The organism is Variimorphobacter sp. HTMS_6 (assembly GCF_059717775.1).
This window is the reverse complement of the sequence record NZ_AP046094.1, coordinates 3,981,813-4,002,222: the sequence shown is the minus strand read 5'-3', so window position 1 is coordinate 4,002,222 and position 20,410 is coordinate 3,981,813. Positions and strand designations below refer to the sequence as shown.

Genomic DNA, 20,410 nt, shown 5'->3' with positions numbered 1-20,410 from the left:
CCGTTAGTTAACTACTCCCTTACAAGCAGTGCCACACTCTCAATATGAACACTATGGCTAAATTGATCCACTGCCCGAACCTTTTCGAGTTTGTAATCCTTCTCACAAAGGTACTTTAAGTCCCTTGCAAGTGTTGCAGGATCACAGGATACATAGACCACTCGCTTCGGTGCCATCGTAAGGATGGTATCTAGTAGTGTTTGATCACATCCCTTCCTGGGAGGGTCTACAACAATGACGTCTGCATAGATTTTATCTTCTTTGTACGCTCTTGGGAGGACTTCCTCTGCTGCCCCAACATAGAACTGGGCATTATGGATATTGTTAATTTCTGCGTTCTTTCTGGCATCCTCTATGGCCTGAGGTATGATCTCCACGCCATATACCTGCTTTGCCTTCTGAGCTAGAAACAGGGATATTGTACCGATACCACAATATAAATCCCAAACCACTTCGTCACCGGTCAGATTCGCATAATCCAGTGCGATATCATAGAGCTTCTTTGTTTGAACCGGGTTTACCTGATAGAAAGAGAGCGGGGAGATGCGATAGCTTACCTCACCGATTTTATCTGTGATATAGAGTTCCCCCCAGAGTGGAATCACCTGACCTCCAAGTATTACATTGGTCTTCTCTTTATTCACATTCAAGCAAATACTCTTCATACCTTCTATCTTTGATAATCCCTCAATCAGCTTGTCCTTATGTGGGATATCTGTTCCGTTTACAACCAGGCATACCATGATCTCACCGGTCTGATAGCCGACTCTGGTCAGGATATGGCGGAGCAACCCTTTATGGTTTTCCTCCTGATAAGGCTCAATGTTATATTCTTCTATATATGCTCTTAAGAATTCCAGTACCTTGATATTTACCTCGGCACCGATATAGCAACGTTCCGTATCAATAATGGAATGCGTCCTAGTTGCATAAAATCCTATTGCTATACTTCCATCCTTATTACGGCCAACCGGAAATTGAGATTTGTTACGGTAATACCAAGGGTCTTCCATTCCACTGATTGGCTCCATCTCTATCTCAGTAAAACCACCGATTCTTAACAGACAATTACGAACCTTCTGTTCCTTATACTCCAGCTCCTTACGATAATCTACGTGCTGAAGCTGGCACCCTCCACAACGAGCTGCAATCGGACAGCGTGGTTCCACTCGATATTCTGATGGTTGAAGTAGTTTGATCAACCTTGCATAACCATAGGTTTTTCCAGTTTTCATCACCTGAACCAGTGCTCTGTCTCCCATGACGGTATCCTTAACAAATAGAGTATACCCTTCATATTTGCCAATTCCCTCTCCCTCGGAGCCGATATCTTCAATTACTATTTCAACCTGATCGTTCTTCTTTAACATCACTTGACCAATTCATCCTATCTATTTGCGATTATGTTACAATCTTACTAATGTGCGTTAATAGCCCAAACTAATTCTTCGTGCTACGCATAATATTTGATTCAAACAATCTCTGATAACCCATCCATTCCAGCTTTGGATCTGCACTATCAAGAAGCTCCGTTATAGTCTGCATCTTCGCATCCGTGTTGTCTGCAAAATGCAGTGCCATCGCCTCTGCGGTTGCCGGTTTCTTCGGCGAACCGTATTCCAACTCACCATGATGCGATAAAATACAGTGAATCAGCTCATTCGCAAGCATAGCGGGGAATTTATTCATCTTCTTGATGTGATTGCCCACCTTGTTCGCACCTATAAAAATATGGCCGAGAAGCTGTCCATCATTCGTATAATCATTCTCCGGAAATGTTGATAATTCCTCCATCTTTCCGATATCGTGAAAGAGCGCGGCAGTAATTAACAAATCTCGATTAAGAATCGGATAGCTGGTAGTGTAGTAATCACAAAGTTTAACTACACTCAACGTATGCTCCAGTAACCCTCCGACAAATCCATGATGAACGCTCTTAGCTGCTGAATGATATTTAAAACTTTTTACAAAGTCTTTATCATTGACAAAGAAATCTTCTGCAAGTGCTTTTAAGTTCACATTCTTGATTCCACTGATGTAATTCTTGATTTCTGTATACATTCCTTCTATATTTTTATTCGTAACCGGAAAATAATCCTCCGGATAATATTCGCCTTCCTGCGCTTTATAGACTCTGCTTACATTTAACTGAAGAGAATCCTGAAAGCTGGTTACTCTCGCATCGATATGTACGAAATCCATTGCTTCATACTGACCTATCTCGCTGCTAAAGTCCCAAATCTTTGCATCAATCGTTCCTGTTCTGTCTTGTAATATCAAAGATCCATAGCTTTTACCGCTTTTTCCGGTTAAAGTCTGCTTTGATTTACACAGGTATATCTCACTTTTTATAAAGTCATTCTCTCTTAATTCTTTAATAAATCTCATTTTCCATACCTTTCTAATTCGCATTTCATATCTTTACTATTATACCCTACAAAAAAAGATATATAAAGTATAAATTGAATTCTATTACAAAGAATGTGTTTTGACACATTCTCGCACCTGAGCGGTTGCGATGCAAAACTACATTGCCGCAAAGTGAGCATAATCCTGGAAGGCTATTATATAAAAGGAATTTCGCTTTTCCTTTTATATAAAAAGAATGTTGATAAATGGCACCTACCGGACACTCACTTAACAACATTCATAAATTTACTTCTATTATTTTGCCTTTTTAGCTAGTGTAACGGTTAAGCCAACATTCGTATCCTTACCCTGTACGGATCTTAGGATTCTAAACTTAACCTTTTCTCCTGCCTTGTATTTATTAATCGTCTCATAAAAATTAGATGAGCTTAATATACTGCTTTCTTCCACTTGAAGAATGATATCTCCATTCTGAATACCGGCTTTAAATGCTGGGGAATCTGCAATTACATCTTTGACATAAATACCGCTTCCTACCCCGTATTGTGCCTTAGTCTCTGAATTCATATCATCTATTTTAACCCCACAGTAAATACGTGGTGTCTTATTCCCCAAAGAAATTAAGATCGGTTTTAACTTACTAATACCGATATTGGTATTCATATTCTCATATCCTTTTTCCTTCAGCGTCTGAGTTATAATTCCAATTACTTGTCCCTTTAAGTCAACAATAATTCCGTCGCTACTCTTATTATCAATGATACTTGTATTAAACAAATCCATCTCATTGTCTGTTATCCCAAAGGAATTCCCTTTGCTGGTTACCATTCCATATTCCAACGATTCGGCATGACCGTTCGGGCTACCCAGAGCGATGATCGGATTACCAATGGATACGGAATAGGATTCCCCTAATTTAGCAACCTCCAAATCATTCATATATACGGTAGGAATCTCAGAGATCGGTATCGTTACTATTGCAAGGTTCAATTCTGATTCGTAATCCAAAATTTTAGCATTCACAGAAACCGTATCATTCAATACCACTCGAATGCTTTTTGCATCTTTCACCTTGTCTAAGGATACTAAAATCATTAAATGATCTGAATTCTTAAACACAATCAGTCCACTAGAGTTAACCGTCTTCATCACAGAATTCTTAAACAAGTCCTCAGTAGCAAATTTACTTTTCACTCTTAATATCGATTTCCCTACGTTTGCCGCTAATTCTTTCATATCATTATTCATGCTGACATAATCATTAATATCCGCAGGCGTATTATCTTTTACTACAATCGGAGTTACCTTCGGAGAAGGAGTAGCGAAACCGGTCGGACTGGTCGGGGGTGTGATATTCTCCGATACATCATCCGATGGTAAATATACCGGTTTTCTAGCGTCATCATTTTCAAACAGCTTTTTTAACCTCGGCTCTGCAACTATTATTGTAACCGAAGCAACTAAACCAAATAATATAGCAAGTAATAGAGTAAGAAGCGGGGGGAAAATCCACTTTTTAAATTTCCTCTTCTTCTGCTCTACCACTGACTCTTTTATAAATTCATATTCCTTCTTGTCCTTTTCCTGATCAGACATTCCCAATCTCCTTATCGAAGTATATAAAGCCGAAAATCAGTGATACGTATTACCTATTTTACATTCAACTTGTGAACGCGGAATGAATTTTCTGTAAACAAAATTCCCCATAATAATTGCCCTGTCCACAACCTCGAAGATGCATTGGCGGTATCTATACTATCCTATCAAATTATATAATATTTACCAGAGAACTTCAATTCTTTTTCACAAGTCACGATTTACGGAACTTGTAGTCCTTTACAAAATGAATTCTTCTATGATATATTGACACTTCGCTGATTTCAACCCGAAAAACACGAATTTCCCATAATTATTTGTTTTATTTCTTTACAAGATAAGGTAAAATAGTTATAGATTTATAGAAGTCATGCAACCATGCTTATTTTATCACATCAAAGAATGTAACATTCATAGGAAAGGTAAATGTAATGAACGACAAAGCATTAAGAACATTAGAATATCGTAAAATTATAGATAAATTGACCGCACTTGCTGCCACTGGTTACGGTAAGGAGTTATGTGCGAACCTGCTGCCGGGCACAGATGTTGAGTCTATTCGTAAGCAGCAAAGGGAAACCACTGATGCACAGTCTCGTATCCTTCGAAGAGGAAGTGTATCCTTTAGCGGTATCCATGATATCCGTCCCTCTCTTATGCGCTTAAAGATTGACTCTGCATTGAACGCAACAGAGCTTTTGCACATCAGCTCCGATCTGGACGCTGCACTTCGTGTGAAAGCGTATGGGGGCTACACAGGCAAGGATAACGAGAACCAAACCGAGGATTCCTTAACCGAATATTTCGCACAACTTGAGCCCTTAACGCCACTGAATAATGAGATTAAGCGATGCATCATCTCCGAGGAAGAGATTGCAGATGATGCCAGTCCAAGCTTAAAAACAGTGAGACGTTCGATTAAAATCACGAATGACAGGATTCACAGTGAGCTTTCCTCCATCCTTAACTCCTCTAGAACCATGCTTCAAGATAGCATCATCACGATGAGAAATGGTCGCTATTGCCTTCCGGTACGTGCAGAATACAAGAGCCAGTTTCAGGGAATGATTCATGACCAATCCTCCACAGGCTCCACACTATTCGTGGAACCGATGGCGATTGTACGTCTTAATAATGAACTAAAAGAACTCTCCATAAAAGAGCAAGAAGAAATCGAGAAGGTTCTTGCTGATCTGAGTAATCAGGCAGCCGAGCACATGGATAGCCTCGAGAGTGATTTTTATACATTATCGGAACTTGATTTTATCTTCGCCAAAGGATCCCTCTCCAAACAGATGAAGGGCACCGAACCAAATTTTAATAATAAAGGTATCGTTAATATTAAGAAGGGTCGTCATCCGTTGATTGATCCTAAGAAGGTAGTTCCTATTGATATCATGCTGGGTCAGGATTTCTCCATGCTGATTATTACAGGTCCCAATACCGGTGGTAAAACTGTCTCTCTAAAGACAGTCGGTCTTTTAACTTTGATGGGACAGGCGGGACTTCATATCCCCGCATTTGACGGATCAGAGCTTGCAGTGTTTGAAGAAGTATATGCGGATATCGGAGATGAACAGAGCATCGAGCAAAGTCTCAGTACCTTCTCTTCACATATGACCAATATCGTAAATATATTAAAAACAGCTGATACCGGCTCCCTGGTACTGTTTGATGAACTTGGTGCAGGTACCGACCCGACCGAGGGCGCGGCACTTGCGATCTCGATTCTCTCCTCACTTCACTCAAGGAAGATTCGAACGATGGCAACTACCCATTACAGCGAACTGAAGGTTTATGCACTCTCCACAGATGGTGTATCCAATGCCTGCTGTGAATTCGATATCGAGACATTACGACCGACCTATCGACTATTGATCGGTATCCCCGGCAAAAGTAATGCATTTGCCATCTCCTCAAAACTTGGTCTTCCGGATTATATTATTGACGATGCAAAGGAATTAATCGGCAAGCAGGACAAAAGCTTTGAAGATCTTCTCAGTGATCTGGAGGCAAGCCGAATTACCATCGAGAAAGAGCAAAGCGAAATCAGTCGCTACAAGGAAGAAATCGAAAAACTTAAGAAGAACCTGGATCGTAAGAATGAAAATTTGGACGCCAGCCGTGATCGTATCTTAAAAGAAGCGAAAGAAGAAGCTGCAAGTATCCTTCAAGAAGCAAAAGAATTTGCAGACCAGAGCATTCGTAAATATAACAAATGGATGCAGGGCGGTGCTAACATTAAGGATATGGAAAATGAACGAAACTCCTTACGTGAGCACATGAACAAGAACACCACCTTATCCCAGAAGAAGCAGCAAAATTCCAGTCAGAAGTTAAATGTTAAGGATCTTAAGGTGGGTGAGTCCATCAGAGTACTGAGCCTCGGGCTAAATGGCACCGTCAGCACACTTCCGAATGCCAAGGGAGATCTATTCGTACAGATGGGTATCCTACGATCCCAGGTTAACATTAAGGATATTGAAATCATTCAAGATAATTCAATCACCGCACCGGGCTATACCAAGACCCAAAGCGGTAAGATAAAGATGTCGAAGTCCGCTAGTATCCACCCAGAGATTAACTTGATTGGCAAGACAGTTGATGAAGCACTTGCAGAACTTGATAAATATCTGGACGATGCATATCTTGCACATCTACCTCAGGTGACCGTTATACATGGCCGCGGAACAGGTGCTCTACGTAATGCAATACAAGCACATTTGAAGAAATTAAAATACGTGAATTCCTTCCGTGTCGGTGGTGCCGGAGAAGGTGATCACGGTGTAACCATCGTGGAATTCAAATAATCACATAGGATAAATTGAAAGGAGTATAGGATGATAGCCAAGCAAAAAATATTAATCGTAGATGATGATGTTAATATCGCCGAACTGATTTCTCTATATTTAACCAAAGAGTGTTATGATACAATGATAGTCAACGATGGTGAAGCAGCCATCAGGGAATTTCAAGAATATAAACCTAATCTCGTTCTTCTCGACCTCATGCTTCCTGGCATAGACGGTTATGAAGTATGTAGAGAGATTCGTAAAACTTCTACGGCTCCTATCATTATGCTATCTGCAAAGGGAGAAATTTTTGATAAAGTACTGGGTCTGGAATTAGGCGCTGATGACTATGTAATCAAGCCATTTGACTCTAAAGAACTGGTTGCCAGAGTAAGAGCGGTATTACGCCGCTTTAGCCCATCAACCAAAGAGGAACCGAAGGAAGAACAACCCGCGCAGTCCGGTGACTATGTGTCCTATCCCGATCTGGTTATCAATATCAGTAACTACTCTGTACAATATTATTCAGATACTATAGAAATGCCACCAAAGGAATTAGAACTATTATACTTCTTAGCCTCCCATCCAAATCAAGTATTTACCAGGGAGCAGCTTTTAGATCATATATGGGGTTATGAATACTTTGGTGATACCCGAACTGTGGATGTCCACATCAAGCGACTTCGTGAGAAAATAAAGGATCACAGCGAATGGAGCCTCTCCACTGTATGGGGAATCGGCTATAAATTCGATACAAAAGCTCAAAAGAAATAGAAAGGTTGGTATCACTGATGAAGAATACCTTATGGTCCAGACTAATCATATGTTATCTATTTGCAGGGGTACTAATCTTCGTACTTCTGAACACATATGGCATGAGTCTGTTGGAGAGCCGTCTGACGGCTGATAAAACTGAATGCCTTGGAGCGGAAGCGGATTTGATTCAAGACAAATATCTCTCCACGTTCAATGGAGAAGAACATTCCTTATCCGACCTAACTCTTCAACTCAAATCCATCGAGACCTACCTGGGCATTCGTGTGTGGGTTGTTAATCCCGATGGTGTTATCATTGCCGATAGCAGCGGGAATGCTGTATCACTCAACGTCAATGATCTGGATCAAAACCTTTTGAATGAAAATATATCAAAAAATAATTATTATAATAATGTTTTTACCGAGCCGATGATCAGTTTAACCCGTAAGGTGACTTACAACTACGATTTAAGCGGATATATCATTCTACATATATCCCAGAAAAGCATTAAGGACGAGTCCGTATATTATTTTGATGTGATTAATATATGCTCCTTGATATTTCTCCCTCTCCTATTCCTGCTGTTCTTATACATCTACTACATCACTGCCGTACCGATGAAGAATTTGATGAGGGCGGCAAAGGAATACTCCTCCGGTAACTATAATTATGCTCTGGTTTTAAAAGGTCTGAGTGAATATCGTGATCTCGGTGCTGCCATCACCTATATGTCCGGAGAATTAGCGAATCTGGATCACTATCAGAAAAAATTCGTTGCAAATATCTCTCATGATTTTCGCTCTCCGCTTACCTCTATCAAGGGTTATGCAGAAGCCATTAAGGATGGCACGATTCCCTATGAGATGCAGGATAAGTATCTGAATATCATCTTATTTGAAGCTGACCGTTTAACCAAGCTAACCTCAAGCCTTCTGGAGCTTAACCGAATCGAGAACAAAGGCGGTATGCTTGATATTACCACCTTTGACATACACATGATTATCAAAAAGACTGCTGAAAGCTTTGAAGGAACCTGCCGCAATAAGAAGGTAACTCTCAACCTCATCTTCTTTGCGAAGGAAGCGTTGGTAGACGCCGATATGGGTAAAATCCAGCAGGTATTATACAACCTAATTGATAACGCCATCAAATTCAGTCATACCAATGCAACGATAAAGGTAACCACAACCGAGAAGGGTGAAAAAGTTATGGTTTCGGTGAAAGATTACGGTATCGGTATTCCGAAGGATTCCATTAAGAAGATTTGGGAACGTTTTTATAAGATTGATTCCTCCCGTGGTAAGGACAAGAAGGGCACCGGCCTCGGCCTTTCCATCACGAAGGAAATTATTCAATCACATGGAGAGAATATTAACGTAATCAGTACCGAGGGAGTCGGTACCGAATTCTCCTTCTCCTTGAAGAAGACACCAGAATAGGAGTGTGGGAAAAAAATAATTCTTTTAAGGAACAATGTTATTTGCCATAATGCACTGCTTGGAAGAACAGTGCATTATGGCAATATAACATTATTCCTACAAATTATTTTTTCAACATCCCTTTATGCTTTTATACTGCTTTTGATTACAACATCAAAAAGGCCGCACCAGATAAACTGTGCAGCCTCTACATTATATTATTCAATCACTTAATTGTCACTTTAGGTATTACAATCTAAAACCTACTTACAACTAATATATCATCTGTTAGTCTATCCCAACCTGATTATACTCCCTCAAAGACATTAGCAATACTATTCCAAAAGGATTCATTAACCACACGCTTTATTCGCGCTTGACTTCTACCGTTTACCACATTCTTAATACATTCCCCAATCTATTATAGACATATATGGTTGCTACATTGTTAGAATCTTAAATGCTTATCGCTTGATAGGAGTATAATCAGTAGGATTTTCAGATATATTCCAGATAATAATCTTCATCACCTTCCATACCTTGATATCCGGTTGCATTAATTTGCGCACACAAATTATCATCTGATCACAGTTTACAGAAAAAAATCAAAATAATATATTCCTTTTCGTACCTAAATTCGTTGCTTTTCGTTGGTTTATGTTGGTTTTGATCTATATTTGGTTATTACCTTATCAATCCTTCGATTTTCCGTATAAAATGTTTCGGTAATTCCTTATCACTTTTCACTTCATATATTTGATCAATATACTTTCTTCCGGTTACAGTATCTCCTTTCTTTATATAGCAATCTGCCAAACAACTATATACATATAGCCTAACATCAGGCACTTCCTGCAAATAGGAATCCCTTTTGTACATTATTATCTTCGAGCCATTTTCTAAAATCTCATTATATACTTTTATTGCTTTGTCATATCTTCTAAACAAATAATAAATCCACGCTTTAGAAAGAAGATTTTCCGGTGGATGTTTCTTAAATCGAATTATACACTCTCCTCCCTTCACTAGAATGATTTATTCCCAACTTTTAATCTTAATATAATCTTTTAAATTTTTAAACGGAATATTTATTTCCAAAGGTATTCCATCGTTTGCATAACGTGTCAGTATAATACCATCCTTCGTCAAGTAATATGTATCTACTTTTTTATCTTTTGCCTCATTATCTCTTAAATCATCTAATAGTTCTTTACTTGCTTCACTTCGGGAAAGTTCTCTCAAACCACACATACCATATATACTTTCTTTAACTGTTACCCCCAAATAATCAAAATTAATAAAAAAATCATCTTCATATAGTAATCTTCTTGCAAATGTTTCATTTAAGGAAATAATATCTTCCAAATATAATCTATCTCCAGTTTTCAAATCTATTGTTACTGACATAGACTTGTAATTGCCTTTTTCTACATTCCAATACAATGTAATAGGAATGCTTAAAATATTGTTGTTTATTATAACACCTGGTGATTCAAATTCGGAGTTCGGTGTTGTAGCAATTTCCACCCCACAGATTGGCCTAGAGAAAAATTCCTTATTAAAAATCGCAGTTTTTATAATCTTATTAATTTTGTTTTTTAACTCTGGATTATCTATTCCTTCAACATAAGGATAATCGAAGTCCGCTATCTCGGGCTTTGTGAGGGGCTCACCATTAGGTTGTGTACATCCTTTATAATTCTTTTTTACCCAGGTATCAAATTCTTTCTGGCTTATTCTCTTTAAGACCACTTTTATTGATTGATTTTCTTTATCATCATTGTCTTTTATGTCAATGTCTTTTTTAACCAGCCTATCTTGGCTTGCGATTGTAGGCTGGTTTTCAATTTTATCACATACCTCTTTATCTTCCTTTGACGTGCAAGACATTAAGGGTAATAATATTATACATATTAGTATTAATAATTTAACTCTTCTAGCACCATCTCTTTTCATTATGTTCCTCCAAGATTTACTCAATAGCACCCCCTAAAATCTATCATAGTTGGTATATTCTTAAGCTCATCTTTTTTTCATTTGTAATATTTAGGACTAGCTACACCAGATTATTCTGCTCACAAAATGCTCTATAAAGGCACCGATACTTTTGATATTGCAATAACAGCAATGCTCCTATGAGTATTATAGCAGCTATGGTAAAAACAGCAATGATAATGACTTCAGAATGATTCGCATTAATGGTAGCGGCATACAGCATCGTACCAATTAATAGCATTGCTATAGCTGAAATTGATAAAACTCGCCTAAAGTAATTATAATATTGGTTCGTAAAATCAAGGGGGTTTACTATATACTTAACATCTGCATTCCAATTTGAGTCCATTTTAAATATTGGCAGGGACCATTTTCCCCTTTTCTCATCGTATTTCGAGTTTATGTACATGAAGTGAATTTCGGTATCCTTTTGTACATCAACATACATTTTCACATTGATACAATACGCTTTCACTTTTTTATACCATCTTGAATCCGTTTTCATGATCAATATATTAAATATCCCTTGAAGAAACATAGTGAGTATATAGAAACCGATACATATTGGTTTTCTATTGCTTTTTGAAACCTCTTGGGAAATCTCAATTTGATACTGCTTACTTTCAAGAATTTCAAAAGTAACACATGAGTTTAGGCTACTAATTTCCTTAACTTCATTGTTTACATGTATATTAAAAGATTCCTCTTCAGGAATTCTTCCATAAAAATTTAAAACCATTAAACCACCATCCGACATCATTTATTAATATAAATCCTCCATTGGCTGAACCCAGCAACTTTATGCTACAAACATCATTATTATTTTTCCAATAACATTTTTACGGTTTTCCCCGTATCTTGTTCGATAACAGCAAACCCTCCATTATTAAATACATAGCACTTATTTACTTTCCATAGTCTGTTGTTTCTATCATATTCAATCGATACAAGACCAGGTTCGCTATGCTTTGTAAGATTGTCAAAATTCTAAAACTTAATCATTATCTATCATCAAATTATAACCAAATCAACCTTGCTCTCTTATGCTGCAAAATAAACATGACTTAATATATTAATTCACTTTGAAACACTTAATTCAATATATAGGTCATCTAAATTGTACTGATCTCTTGTTATAACCAATTGATCACCTTTTAGATAAAATGATGATTTATTGGTCAGATATTCTGATAAATCCTTGTATATCTCAGGATCAGATGTCCTTCGTATTTCCTCTATATAATCCTTTTCAGACATTGAGGTATCATGTAGTATTTCATTAGCCTCCTCATTATCGATTGGTGGCGGAAAATCATTTCCATAATCGTAGGTTTTAAAGATTTGTTTCAACCCCTTTGTATCCTCTATAATATTATTTAAATAAATCCTATTACCCGTTTCAATATCTATAATTGTGCCAATACGCGTATAATCGCTTATTAAATCAGCGCCGTTTTTATTCTCCCACTCTACTGTATATAAAACCGATAAATAATTCGAAGTTTTATAGGTTATATCAACCTTAAATCTGTGCGCCCACTCGCAATACTCATTGAGCCAACTCGTCATGGATGACTTAAGAGTATCATTAATCTGATTTTCTTTGTTTTTATCCGCTAAACCGGATATCTGAGCATATTTTACCTTGAATGGTTTACCCTTATTGCTTTTAATTTCATATTCCTTTGTATTTATTTTATACTTAATATCGTCTTCGGTTTCTTTAATAACGGGCTTTATAATAGGCCGCGGTGTTGTACTGATATTTTCACTTCCACCCGATTTATCGGTGGGCATCGATGCTATGTAGATTATCTCACTATCTAATGATGTATCCGGTGGTTCCGTTTTTGACATACACCCCGATAATAAAGTCGTTATAGCAATAATCGAACATAAGACAACACCTTTTCTCATAATCTTCTCCCCTTGTCAACACTGTAAGTAGTTTGCATTAATCTGTTTGTTAAGTTTTCTGAAATGCATCTTATAGTTTATACAAAATCGATTAAGAAATATATTTCTTTTCATACCCAAAAAAGTTACTTTTCGTTGGTTATTGTCGTTTTACAGAATAATAATATGAATAATGGTACGTGAGGACGTAGTAAAGGGGTAAGATTCAAAGAATCTTACCCCCTTTATTTGGCCAATCACACTTTGCACCAATCTTAGTCCTCTTATTATACTTCTATAATTTGTTTAGCGAAATCAATCATTTGCTCTTTCGTAATTTTTGCCCTTATTCAAATTTAATTCTTCCTTAGTAAAGTTCCCGTTTGCATATCTCTCCATTTAAGAACGTATTACTCTTTATCAACCTTCTTCATGACAAATTCATAAAATGTATCTACTATTGCCTTTGTCTGATCTTTAGCTAAGGAGACGTCTTTAAGCAGGTCCTGTTTTCGTTTGATTCTGCTCCGATAATTTCAAAAACAGACTCTACTTGCTTATCTAAATCATAAGGACCAGCTTATTTTTCTATAATATCACTACTATAAAACATACCATCGCCTCTTTGGAGAAATATCCACGTTATATCCTCAATATCCGGATCCTCCTTGAAATATGTAGTTATTAAGATATCTTTTAGACCATTTTTATTTATATCTTTGATAAAGGCTTTTTTTATAACAGATCCGATTTTAAACCCCGCACTAAATTCATAAAGTATATTACCATCCTTATCAGTAAGAAAAGCTGCAGGCTGAGTTTTATCAATCGATTTAATTTCTCCAGATACAAAACTTATTTTTTCCCAGGAGTTTAGGTATGTACTAAAAGAATTCTTTTTATCTGTTTTGAATCCTTCAATATCAGACAAATTATATGGTCGAAAAAGAAATCTCCCTCCTAAATGTTCATCTTTATATGAATCACCCTTACTTTCATAATTGATGACTGCCTCTATCTCATTTTTCCCTTTAAAATCCAATATAATATTTCCATTGTTCCCAGCATTGTCTTTAAATTTGCATAAACCCTTACTATCTTCAATAGTGCCAGATAAATTTCCCATATTCGAACTATTCTCAAAGTCATATATATAGAATTCAGGCGTAGCTATATCACATGTTGATAATTTACCGGTTATTTCTCCATTCATTATACTAGTTATATAAAAAGATGAAGATATATAACCAGTGTTATTCCAATCTTTTACTACCCATATCTTTTTAAGATACTTATCATAATTGTGCTCTTTAACATTATCTTTAGATGGTGCGACAGTAGGTTCACTAGAAACATTCGTTATAATCGGTGTTACCCGATCTTTTATACCTACACCATTATTAGTATCTATGATTGTAGGAGTGATCCCTCTTTCATCATTATCCGTTCTATTAGATTTACTACAACCACAAAAACAGAAAATCAGTATTATTAAACATATCATTAAAACACGAACTCTCATTTACACTTCCCCTTAAGTAAAATACCATAATCAGTTAATTCGGTTATCTGAGCATATTTTACTTTATCTTCCCCTACCTGTGTGCACTGATGTTATGTAAGGATTTCTATATGCTTATTTATATATTTGGGCATTATAGAATGTCCATTTTTACCTATTACAGACAGTATATATTGTGTTAATTCATTAATATACATAAAATTTTATATGCAGATTTTAAGAGTATCAATGTGTGATTCAACAATCGGGTAAAACCACATTTTATTTATCAGTTAAATTAATTGATGATAACATCAAATCGATATCATTTTGTTTAATATTATCCCCTACTAAGGAAAGCGTACAGTTTTTATTCTCAATAAATATTTGAATAATAATTATTTTACTTTTTTGAGGATTTCCATACTGAAATCCCTTAATATTATTGGTATCAAAGCAATACAAGCCATTTGAATCTTGATATGGAATAATAATATTTTTAAATTCCAGCAATTCTTTCTTCAATGTAATTTCACTCATAGGCGCAAAATAGCTTATCGCATCCGGGGTTAACGCATATATTTTCTTCATGAATTCAAACGATGATTCGAAATATACATCACCAAATATATTACGAAGATACTTTTTCTGTTTTGATGTAAGCTTATTTAGCACATCATACGTATCATCTTTCATCTTGTTGATTATTATCTTATGTCCATCATCAAACTCGTACGCGATACCGGTAGATAGCTTTTTGGTCTTTATTAACTTATCACAAGGAGAAGTAAACTCCATATCTGATCGTAAGAATAACAAGTTCCTGCAGTATTATCATTATAGCTCTCATCCGTCGCTATTCCGTTATCCCCTTTTGTAAAACTATCCTGTCCGGGGGAATATTCCATTGGAGAGATTTTCTGTAGAACTCTTCCATAGGAATTATAAACTGTACGAGTCACTCGTGACCCTTCTCCATCGTTTACTTCTTGCTTTATAACATTACCCAAAATGTCATAGATTAAATACCCCATTTATCAAGATTGATCGGCTGGATATACATACCCAAAAAACAATCTACTGAAACCTGCTTTAATGGTTCCAGTAGATGTGAGTTCACATATATTCGATAAATAAAATTATGTAAATAAGATCTTAATTCATTTGCTTGAGGATGTCTTTGGTATATAAATACCCGGAATCCTCATATGTTCCATATAGGTAAATTGTGTTTTTTCATCCTCTGCTTTAATAGCACGTAATGTATATAAGCCAGCATTATTCGGATTAATAGTGTCAATTGTATAGTCTATTAAAAAAACTTTATATATTCCCACGTCTGTAGTAATTGTATACCAAGAGTCGATTATTATAGATTTTTTCCCATGTTCTATGTGTCCCTCAGAACCTAACCTCTCATTTTTCCATGTCTTAATATCGCCTTGAATTAAATTGAAAAGATAATTCATCCCATCATCGATATTCTTTACTTCACTCAAAGCCTGATTGGAAAATATGGATTTTATAGCATTTTTATCATGCTTTTTGATTGCTTCTACCACTTGTTTCATACGGGCATCAGCTACTTCCTCATCGCTAGCCTGGTTTAACCCATCTAACCTAGAGCCTACAAGCGAACATGAGCATAATGACACTATACTAATTAATATTAGAAATATTGAACAATATTTTTTCACAGTTTTTCATCTCCTCTCAAAACTTAAAAGTAGCGGTATATTTCTTTTTATCAAATGTCCACTTATCTGATATACCATTCCAAGCATCATAAAATGAATTAAATATATCTTTTTTACTAGAAAAATCTACTTTAATAGTTACTGTCAATTGATTCGCCTTAACTCCTTGTTTATATGGGTTAAATCCTGTTATCCACCATACTTTTTTATAAGGATGATCTTTATCCTTACTAGGATTATAATTAATTATTGTTTTTTTCTTATATACCAATTTAAGTGTCATCGGCATAGCAAGGCTTGTGTCAAACTGAATAACGTTTCTTTATAATAACATTCTTCAAGACTCCAATTTATCAAGTTTGATCCGCTGTATATACATATTTAAAAAACAATCTACTGAAACCTGCTTTAATGGTTCCAGTAGATGTGTGTTTACGTATATTCGGTAAATAAAATTATGTAAATGAAATCATAATTCATTTGCTTGAGGATGTCTTTGGTATATAAATACCCGGAATCCTCATATGCTCCATATAGGTAAACTGCGTTTCTTCATCCTCTGCTTTTATAGCACGTAATGAATACAAACCTTCATTATCCGGATTTATAGTGTCTGTCGCATAGTCGAGTAGGAAAAACTTATAAACTCCCTCGTCTGTAGTCACTATATACCAAGAATCAATTTCTACAGACTTCTTTACACCTTCCACTTTTTTTTCAGAAGCCCATGTTTCGTTTTTCCATGACTTTATGTTGCCTTTAATTAAATCAAAAAGATAATTCATCCCATCATCCAAGTTCTTTGTTTCGCTCATAGCCTGTTTTGAAAATATGGATTTTATAGCTTCTTTATCATGTTTTTTGATTGCTTCAGTCACCTGTTCCATACGGGCATTGGATTTTTCCTCTTCACTATCTGAATTTAGTAATTCTAACCTTGTCTTCCCAATAGCGCATGAACATAATGACATTATACTCATTAACATAATAATAATAAAAAAAATTTTTTTCATGACTATTCCTCTCTTTCATAAGTAAATGTGGCTTTATAATTCTTTGTGTCATAAGTCCACTTATCAGTTTTCTTTTTCCAAGCATCATGAAATGCTTTAAATATATCTTTTTTACCTGAAAAGTCAATAGTAACTTTCACTGTCAGTTGCTTTGCTTTAACTCCTTGTTTATACGGATTAAATCCTGTTATCCACCATACCTTTTTATAAGGATGATCTTTATCCTTACTAGGATTGTAATTAATTATTGTTTTATTCTTATATACCAATTTAAGTGTCATCGGCATTGCAAGACTTGTGTCAACTAACCAATGTTTGTCACTTGGACAAGTAACATTCACTGCCCCTTTAACCCCTGACTTATTTGAATATATTCCCATTTCAGCACCAGCACCTAAATTAAGATAATTTCCTTTCCATGCCCACAAGATGTACTGTCTACCGTCTTTCGTACTAAATTTATATTTCTTAGTCTGCATATCTGTAGCATAATCAAAAATGATGTCATAAAATGTGTTATATCCGCCAATTTGCTGTAAGCAATTGGGTCGTGCATGATAATTTCCCTTACTATCTCTAACAAAACCTGCAGCATAAAATATATCCAAAACAGGTATTCCGGTTAATGCTTCAGCCAATTTAGGATGCTGAGTTACCTTAGCATTAAACGGATTACCGATAATCCAGTAAGCAAGCTCTCTTGTAATTTCTTTAACAGAATGTCCACTTGGATCTATAAAATTAATTGGGTTATTACTGCAGTAAATAAATTCGCACCAATCTGATTCTTGCTATTTAACATTATAGAACTAGGGTCATCTGAACTAATAAATCTTCCCATGTTTGGATCATAATATCTTGAGGTCAGCAGATAGAGTCCACTTTCATTATCATAATAATATCCACGATAGCGGAGTGGATTTAAGTCGCCTAACGTACTCGCTTCGTCCCCTTCTATTCCTAGAATTTTCCCCCATGCGTCATAACTATAACATACCACTTCATTATTATGACAGTCAACTAATCCAATAATATCCGATTGCGTTTAGTTAGTATAGGATTTGTATGGGCAGAAATTTCCCTTGATGTGTTAAATAGATTTGTTAATCCTTATTATATTGATTTTACTTTTATTTTCAAGAGCTTAATCCTCTTTTTTGTATTTATCATACTCTAATAGTTCACTCAAGGACTTCGCCGCTTTGGCAGTGCTTCGCATCCTTGACTGAACTATTAGAGTACGCTTTTGAATTATTAAGAGGATTAAGTAGAATTATCCGCAGATTCCACGGAAGTGTTTCATTGTTTCATACAACCAGTTAGATCTCCCTGTATTTAAAGCGCCTATACTGTGATTTATGCTGTTATTATACTTTGACATACGCTTCCGTGCTCCCATTACTATGCTATCCCTTTCTTCATCTGCGTCTTCCTTCATTTCCTTGTACTTCCGGTATAAAACCAAATCATATATATTACCCTTGTTCCATACAAATGCTCTTAAGTTTGCCATCTTGTCGGCTCCCTTTTTTGACCAACCTAATGGTCGGCTGCTCAACCTTGATGAGAGTACATGACTGACATGCCCCTCCGCACTGCATCCGGTAATTTCATGACCGCTGTCATTATAGATTATAATACCTCCCTAATTGTTCATGATATACCTTCTAGCCTGTTCTATTTCTTCTTTTTTGCTCTCGCTTTCTGCGTATTCAATTAGCTTGCGATAGATTTCATTAATTGCCTTTTTATCCTCGAAACTAAATTCATCCTCTATCATTTGCTTCATGGTATCAACCTGTTCTCCCATATGTATGACGCTTTTATGGATGTATTTCTTTAAGTGGAACTTGTCTTTTACAAAACGGCTTTTATTTATCCATGATAGTCCCTGCTTTATCCAATTAGCACCATCCTCACACAGATACACTGTCTCCAAATATTGCGTATCGTAATTCTTATCTATGTAATCAGCCACCTTCAACCATAAATCTGTATTCTTTTCCCCTTCATACAATCCACTAAAATAATGAGTGTTTATTAACTTCCACCTCTTACTTGTGGGGGATTCCCGCTCTGTTCCTTCGTAAATATAGACCAACTTAGGGATGATAGTATTATACTTTGTCCTATCTTCGTTTTTTTGCAAGTCTCCCTTCTTGTTCCAAAATTGTGCCGACACATGGTCTTCATCCGCATTTATATGCAGGATTTTTACTTTCTTCTTTTCTTTCACTATCGGCTCCGGCATTTCCACAACAGACTGTGTATTAAGTTCTTTATGCTTCCTTTTGAAAGGGATTCACTAACACTGGCACAAAGCCTTCCTTTACGGTAGCTTGATTCAACCGCTTCTTGTAAGGCAAGTGCCTTAGAATCTTCCATGGTTTTCGACTTGGGTTCTATCCCGAATTGGCGATTACTGAGATATGTGTATTCTCCTGTTTTCTTATCCCTGTAGTAAGTTCGCTTATAGCTAAAGCTGCCAAGACAGTACAGCAAGGTATTGGAATCGTTTGCATGAACAATTTCATAGCTATCAGACCTACCTGGCTCCTTCCTTATTACCTCATCCATTGTTTCCATAAGTATAGTCATGATATTTCTTCCCATTTCATCCGTTCCTTTTTTAACCCCGATTGCCAAATCTGCAGCATCTTTCTTGATTAAAAGTGTATCCGAAAGATTCTTTGCGAAACCCTCTAGATTTTGAGTTAAACATTGTAGTATAATTTCATACATGAAAAGCACCTTCCTTTGTATTTATTAAGTTCTTGACAAACCTAATTTACCACAAAGAGGTGCTTTTCTAATACCCCAAAATATAAATGTTGTATTTTTACATATATCCTATAGTAATTTTACGCTAACATAATATCCCCTTATTTTTGTCATTATCATATTTATCAATAAGTTTTGCAATCAATGTTCCCCATGACTCTGATACGGCTGCAAATATTCCATCTACAATAAGTGGTACTAACCCTTTAATTGCGGATGTAATTCTTTTTTCACATACTTTTCTATTATCGGAATTAAATCCTCTTACATAAACTCTATAATAACCTTATAGATCTTTTTAAATCAGCTTTCCCTATATTTACTGGTATAAGTGTAAGTGCTAATTTACACGGAAAGGTTATTTTCCGTATACAAATTTCACTTACAATCTATTTAAAGGACAACTTTAATAAAAAGAGAAAAATACTCCCTTAAAAGTGAACAGTTTTATTATTTCAACTATCAACTTAAAAGGGAGCTTATCATTTATTCTATATGATGTTAATTAACTCGAAGGTTCTTGTTACTCTTATACATAAGACCAAGCTAATATTTTTTTTTCATTTTCTTGTAAATTAAATGCATCAATAGAACT

18 protein-coding genes and 1 pseudogene are annotated in these 20,410 nt (G+C 35.9%); 3 read left to right on the top strand and 16 right to left on the bottom strand.

Annotated features, from left to right (window positions below; translation table 11 throughout):
* Positions 1 to 11: 11 nt before the first annotated feature.
* From rlmD to AC6IWN_RS18075, 3 genes are all read right to left on the bottom strand, one after another.
* Positions 12 to 1,370: a 23S rRNA (uracil(1939)-C(5))-methyltransferase RlmD gene (gene rlmD / locus AC6IWN_RS18085; RefSeq protein ID WP_497992222.1), complete on the bottom strand. Its 1,359-nt coding sequence runs from the start codon at positions 1,368 to 1,370 to the stop codon at positions 12 to 14.
* 70 nt (positions 1,371 to 1,440) lie between these two features.
* Positions 1,441 to 2,388: a 3'-5' exoribonuclease YhaM family protein gene (locus AC6IWN_RS18080; RefSeq protein WP_497989389.1), complete on the bottom strand. Its 948-nt coding sequence runs from the start codon at positions 2,386 to 2,388 to the stop codon at positions 1,441 to 1,443.
* A 276-nt stretch (positions 2,389 to 2,664) separates the two neighbouring features.
* Positions 2,665 to 3,966 (bottom strand): S1C family serine protease, encoded by a 1,302-nt coding sequence (locus AC6IWN_RS18075; RefSeq protein WP_497989388.1) that lies wholly within the window; start codon positions 3,964 to 3,966, stop codon positions 2,665 to 2,667.
* Between the two features lie 431 nt (positions 3,967 to 4,397).
* On the opposite strand from AC6IWN_RS18075, the gene AC6IWN_RS18070 reads away from it, so the two are divergent.
* Genes AC6IWN_RS18070 through AC6IWN_RS18060 form a run of 3 tightly spaced genes read left to right on the top strand, consistent with a single transcriptional unit; the run spans position 4,398 to position 8,953 of the window.
* Positions 4,398 to 6,776, top strand: coding sequence for an endonuclease MutS2 (locus tag AC6IWN_RS18070; protein ID WP_497989386.1), 2,379 nt, complete (start codon positions 4,398 to 4,400; stop codon positions 6,774 to 6,776).
* Positions 6,777 to 6,806: 30 nt separating this feature from the next.
* Entirely contained in the window at positions 6,807 to 7,532 is a 726-nt protein-coding gene (locus tag AC6IWN_RS18065; RefSeq protein WP_497989385.1) for a response regulator, read from the top strand.
* Positions 7,533 to 7,549: 17 nt separating this feature from the next.
* Complete coding sequence (locus tag AC6IWN_RS18060; RefSeq protein ID WP_497989383.1) at positions 7,550 to 8,953, top strand: sensor histidine kinase; 1,404 nt, start codon at positions 7,550 to 7,552, stop codon at positions 8,951 to 8,953.
* Positions 8,954 to 9,967: 1,014 nt separating this feature from the next.
* On the opposite strand, the gene AC6IWN_RS18055 is transcribed toward AC6IWN_RS18060, so the two are convergent.
* From AC6IWN_RS18055 to AC6IWN_RS17995, 13 genes and pseudogenes are all read right to left on the bottom strand, one after another.
* Positions 9,968 to 10,888, bottom strand: coding sequence for a polysaccharide deacetylase family protein (locus AC6IWN_RS18055; protein ID WP_497989382.1), 921 nt, complete (start codon positions 10,886 to 10,888; stop codon positions 9,968 to 9,970).
* Between the two features lie 100 nt (positions 10,889 to 10,988).
* Entirely contained in the window at positions 10,989 to 11,687 is a 699-nt protein-coding gene (locus tag AC6IWN_RS18050) for a hypothetical protein (protein WP_497989380.1), read from the bottom strand.
* 317 nt (positions 11,688 to 12,004) lie between these two features.
* A complete protein-coding gene (locus tag AC6IWN_RS18045) occupies positions 12,005 to 12,844 on the bottom strand; it encodes a polysaccharide deacetylase family protein (protein ID WP_497989379.1) in 840 nt (279 codons plus the stop codon).
* 559 nt (positions 12,845 to 13,403) lie between these two features.
* Positions 13,404 to 14,345 carry a hypothetical protein gene (locus AC6IWN_RS18040; protein WP_497989377.1) on the bottom strand — a complete coding sequence of 314 codons (942 nt, stop codon included), beginning with the start codon at positions 14,343 to 14,345 and terminating at the stop codon, positions 13,404 to 13,406.
* A 261-nt stretch (positions 14,346 to 14,606) separates the two neighbouring features.
* Entirely contained in the window at positions 14,607 to 15,122 is a 516-nt protein-coding gene (locus AC6IWN_RS18035) for a hypothetical protein (RefSeq protein ID WP_497989375.1), read from the bottom strand.
* Complete coding sequence (locus AC6IWN_RS18030) at positions 15,092 to 15,286, bottom strand: hypothetical protein (RefSeq protein WP_497989373.1); 195 nt, start codon at positions 15,284 to 15,286, stop codon at positions 15,092 to 15,094. Before AC6IWN_RS18030 ends, AC6IWN_RS18035 begins: the two co-directional genes overlap by 31 nt.
* A 198-nt stretch (positions 15,287 to 15,484) precedes the next feature.
* Entirely contained in the window at positions 15,485 to 16,021 is a 537-nt protein-coding gene (locus tag AC6IWN_RS18025; protein WP_497989371.1) for a DUF5104 domain-containing protein, read from the bottom strand.
* Positions 16,022 to 16,037: 16 nt separating this feature from the next.
* Positions 16,038 to 16,310, bottom strand: coding sequence for a hypothetical protein (locus AC6IWN_RS18020; RefSeq protein WP_497989369.1), 273 nt, complete (start codon positions 16,308 to 16,310; stop codon positions 16,038 to 16,040).
* A 187-nt stretch (positions 16,311 to 16,497) separates the two neighbouring features.
* On the bottom strand, positions 16,498 to 17,034 hold the full coding sequence (locus AC6IWN_RS18015; protein ID WP_497989367.1) for a DUF5104 domain-containing protein: 537 nt from the start codon (positions 17,032 to 17,034) through the stop codon (positions 16,498 to 16,500).
* A gap of 2 nt (positions 17,035 to 17,036) precedes the next feature.
* A complete protein-coding gene (locus AC6IWN_RS18010; protein ID WP_497989365.1) occupies positions 17,037 to 17,672 on the bottom strand; it encodes a hypothetical protein in 636 nt (211 codons plus the stop codon).
* A gap of 95 nt (positions 17,673 to 17,767) precedes the next feature.
* A complete protein-coding gene (locus tag AC6IWN_RS18005) occupies positions 17,768 to 18,034 on the bottom strand; it encodes an RHS repeat-associated core domain-containing protein (protein WP_497989363.1) in 267 nt (88 codons plus the stop codon).
* 273 nt (positions 18,035 to 18,307) lie between these two features.
* Positions 18,308 to 19,270 (bottom strand): annotated as a pseudogene (locus AC6IWN_RS18000) (ISLre2 family transposase).
* Positions 19,270 to 19,776, bottom strand: coding sequence for a UPF0236 family transposase-like protein (locus AC6IWN_RS17995; protein WP_497989361.1), 507 nt, complete (start codon positions 19,774 to 19,776; stop codon positions 19,270 to 19,272). Before AC6IWN_RS17995 ends, AC6IWN_RS18000 begins: the two are co-directional and overlap by 1 nt.
* Positions 19,777 to 20,410: the final 634 nt, after the last annotated feature.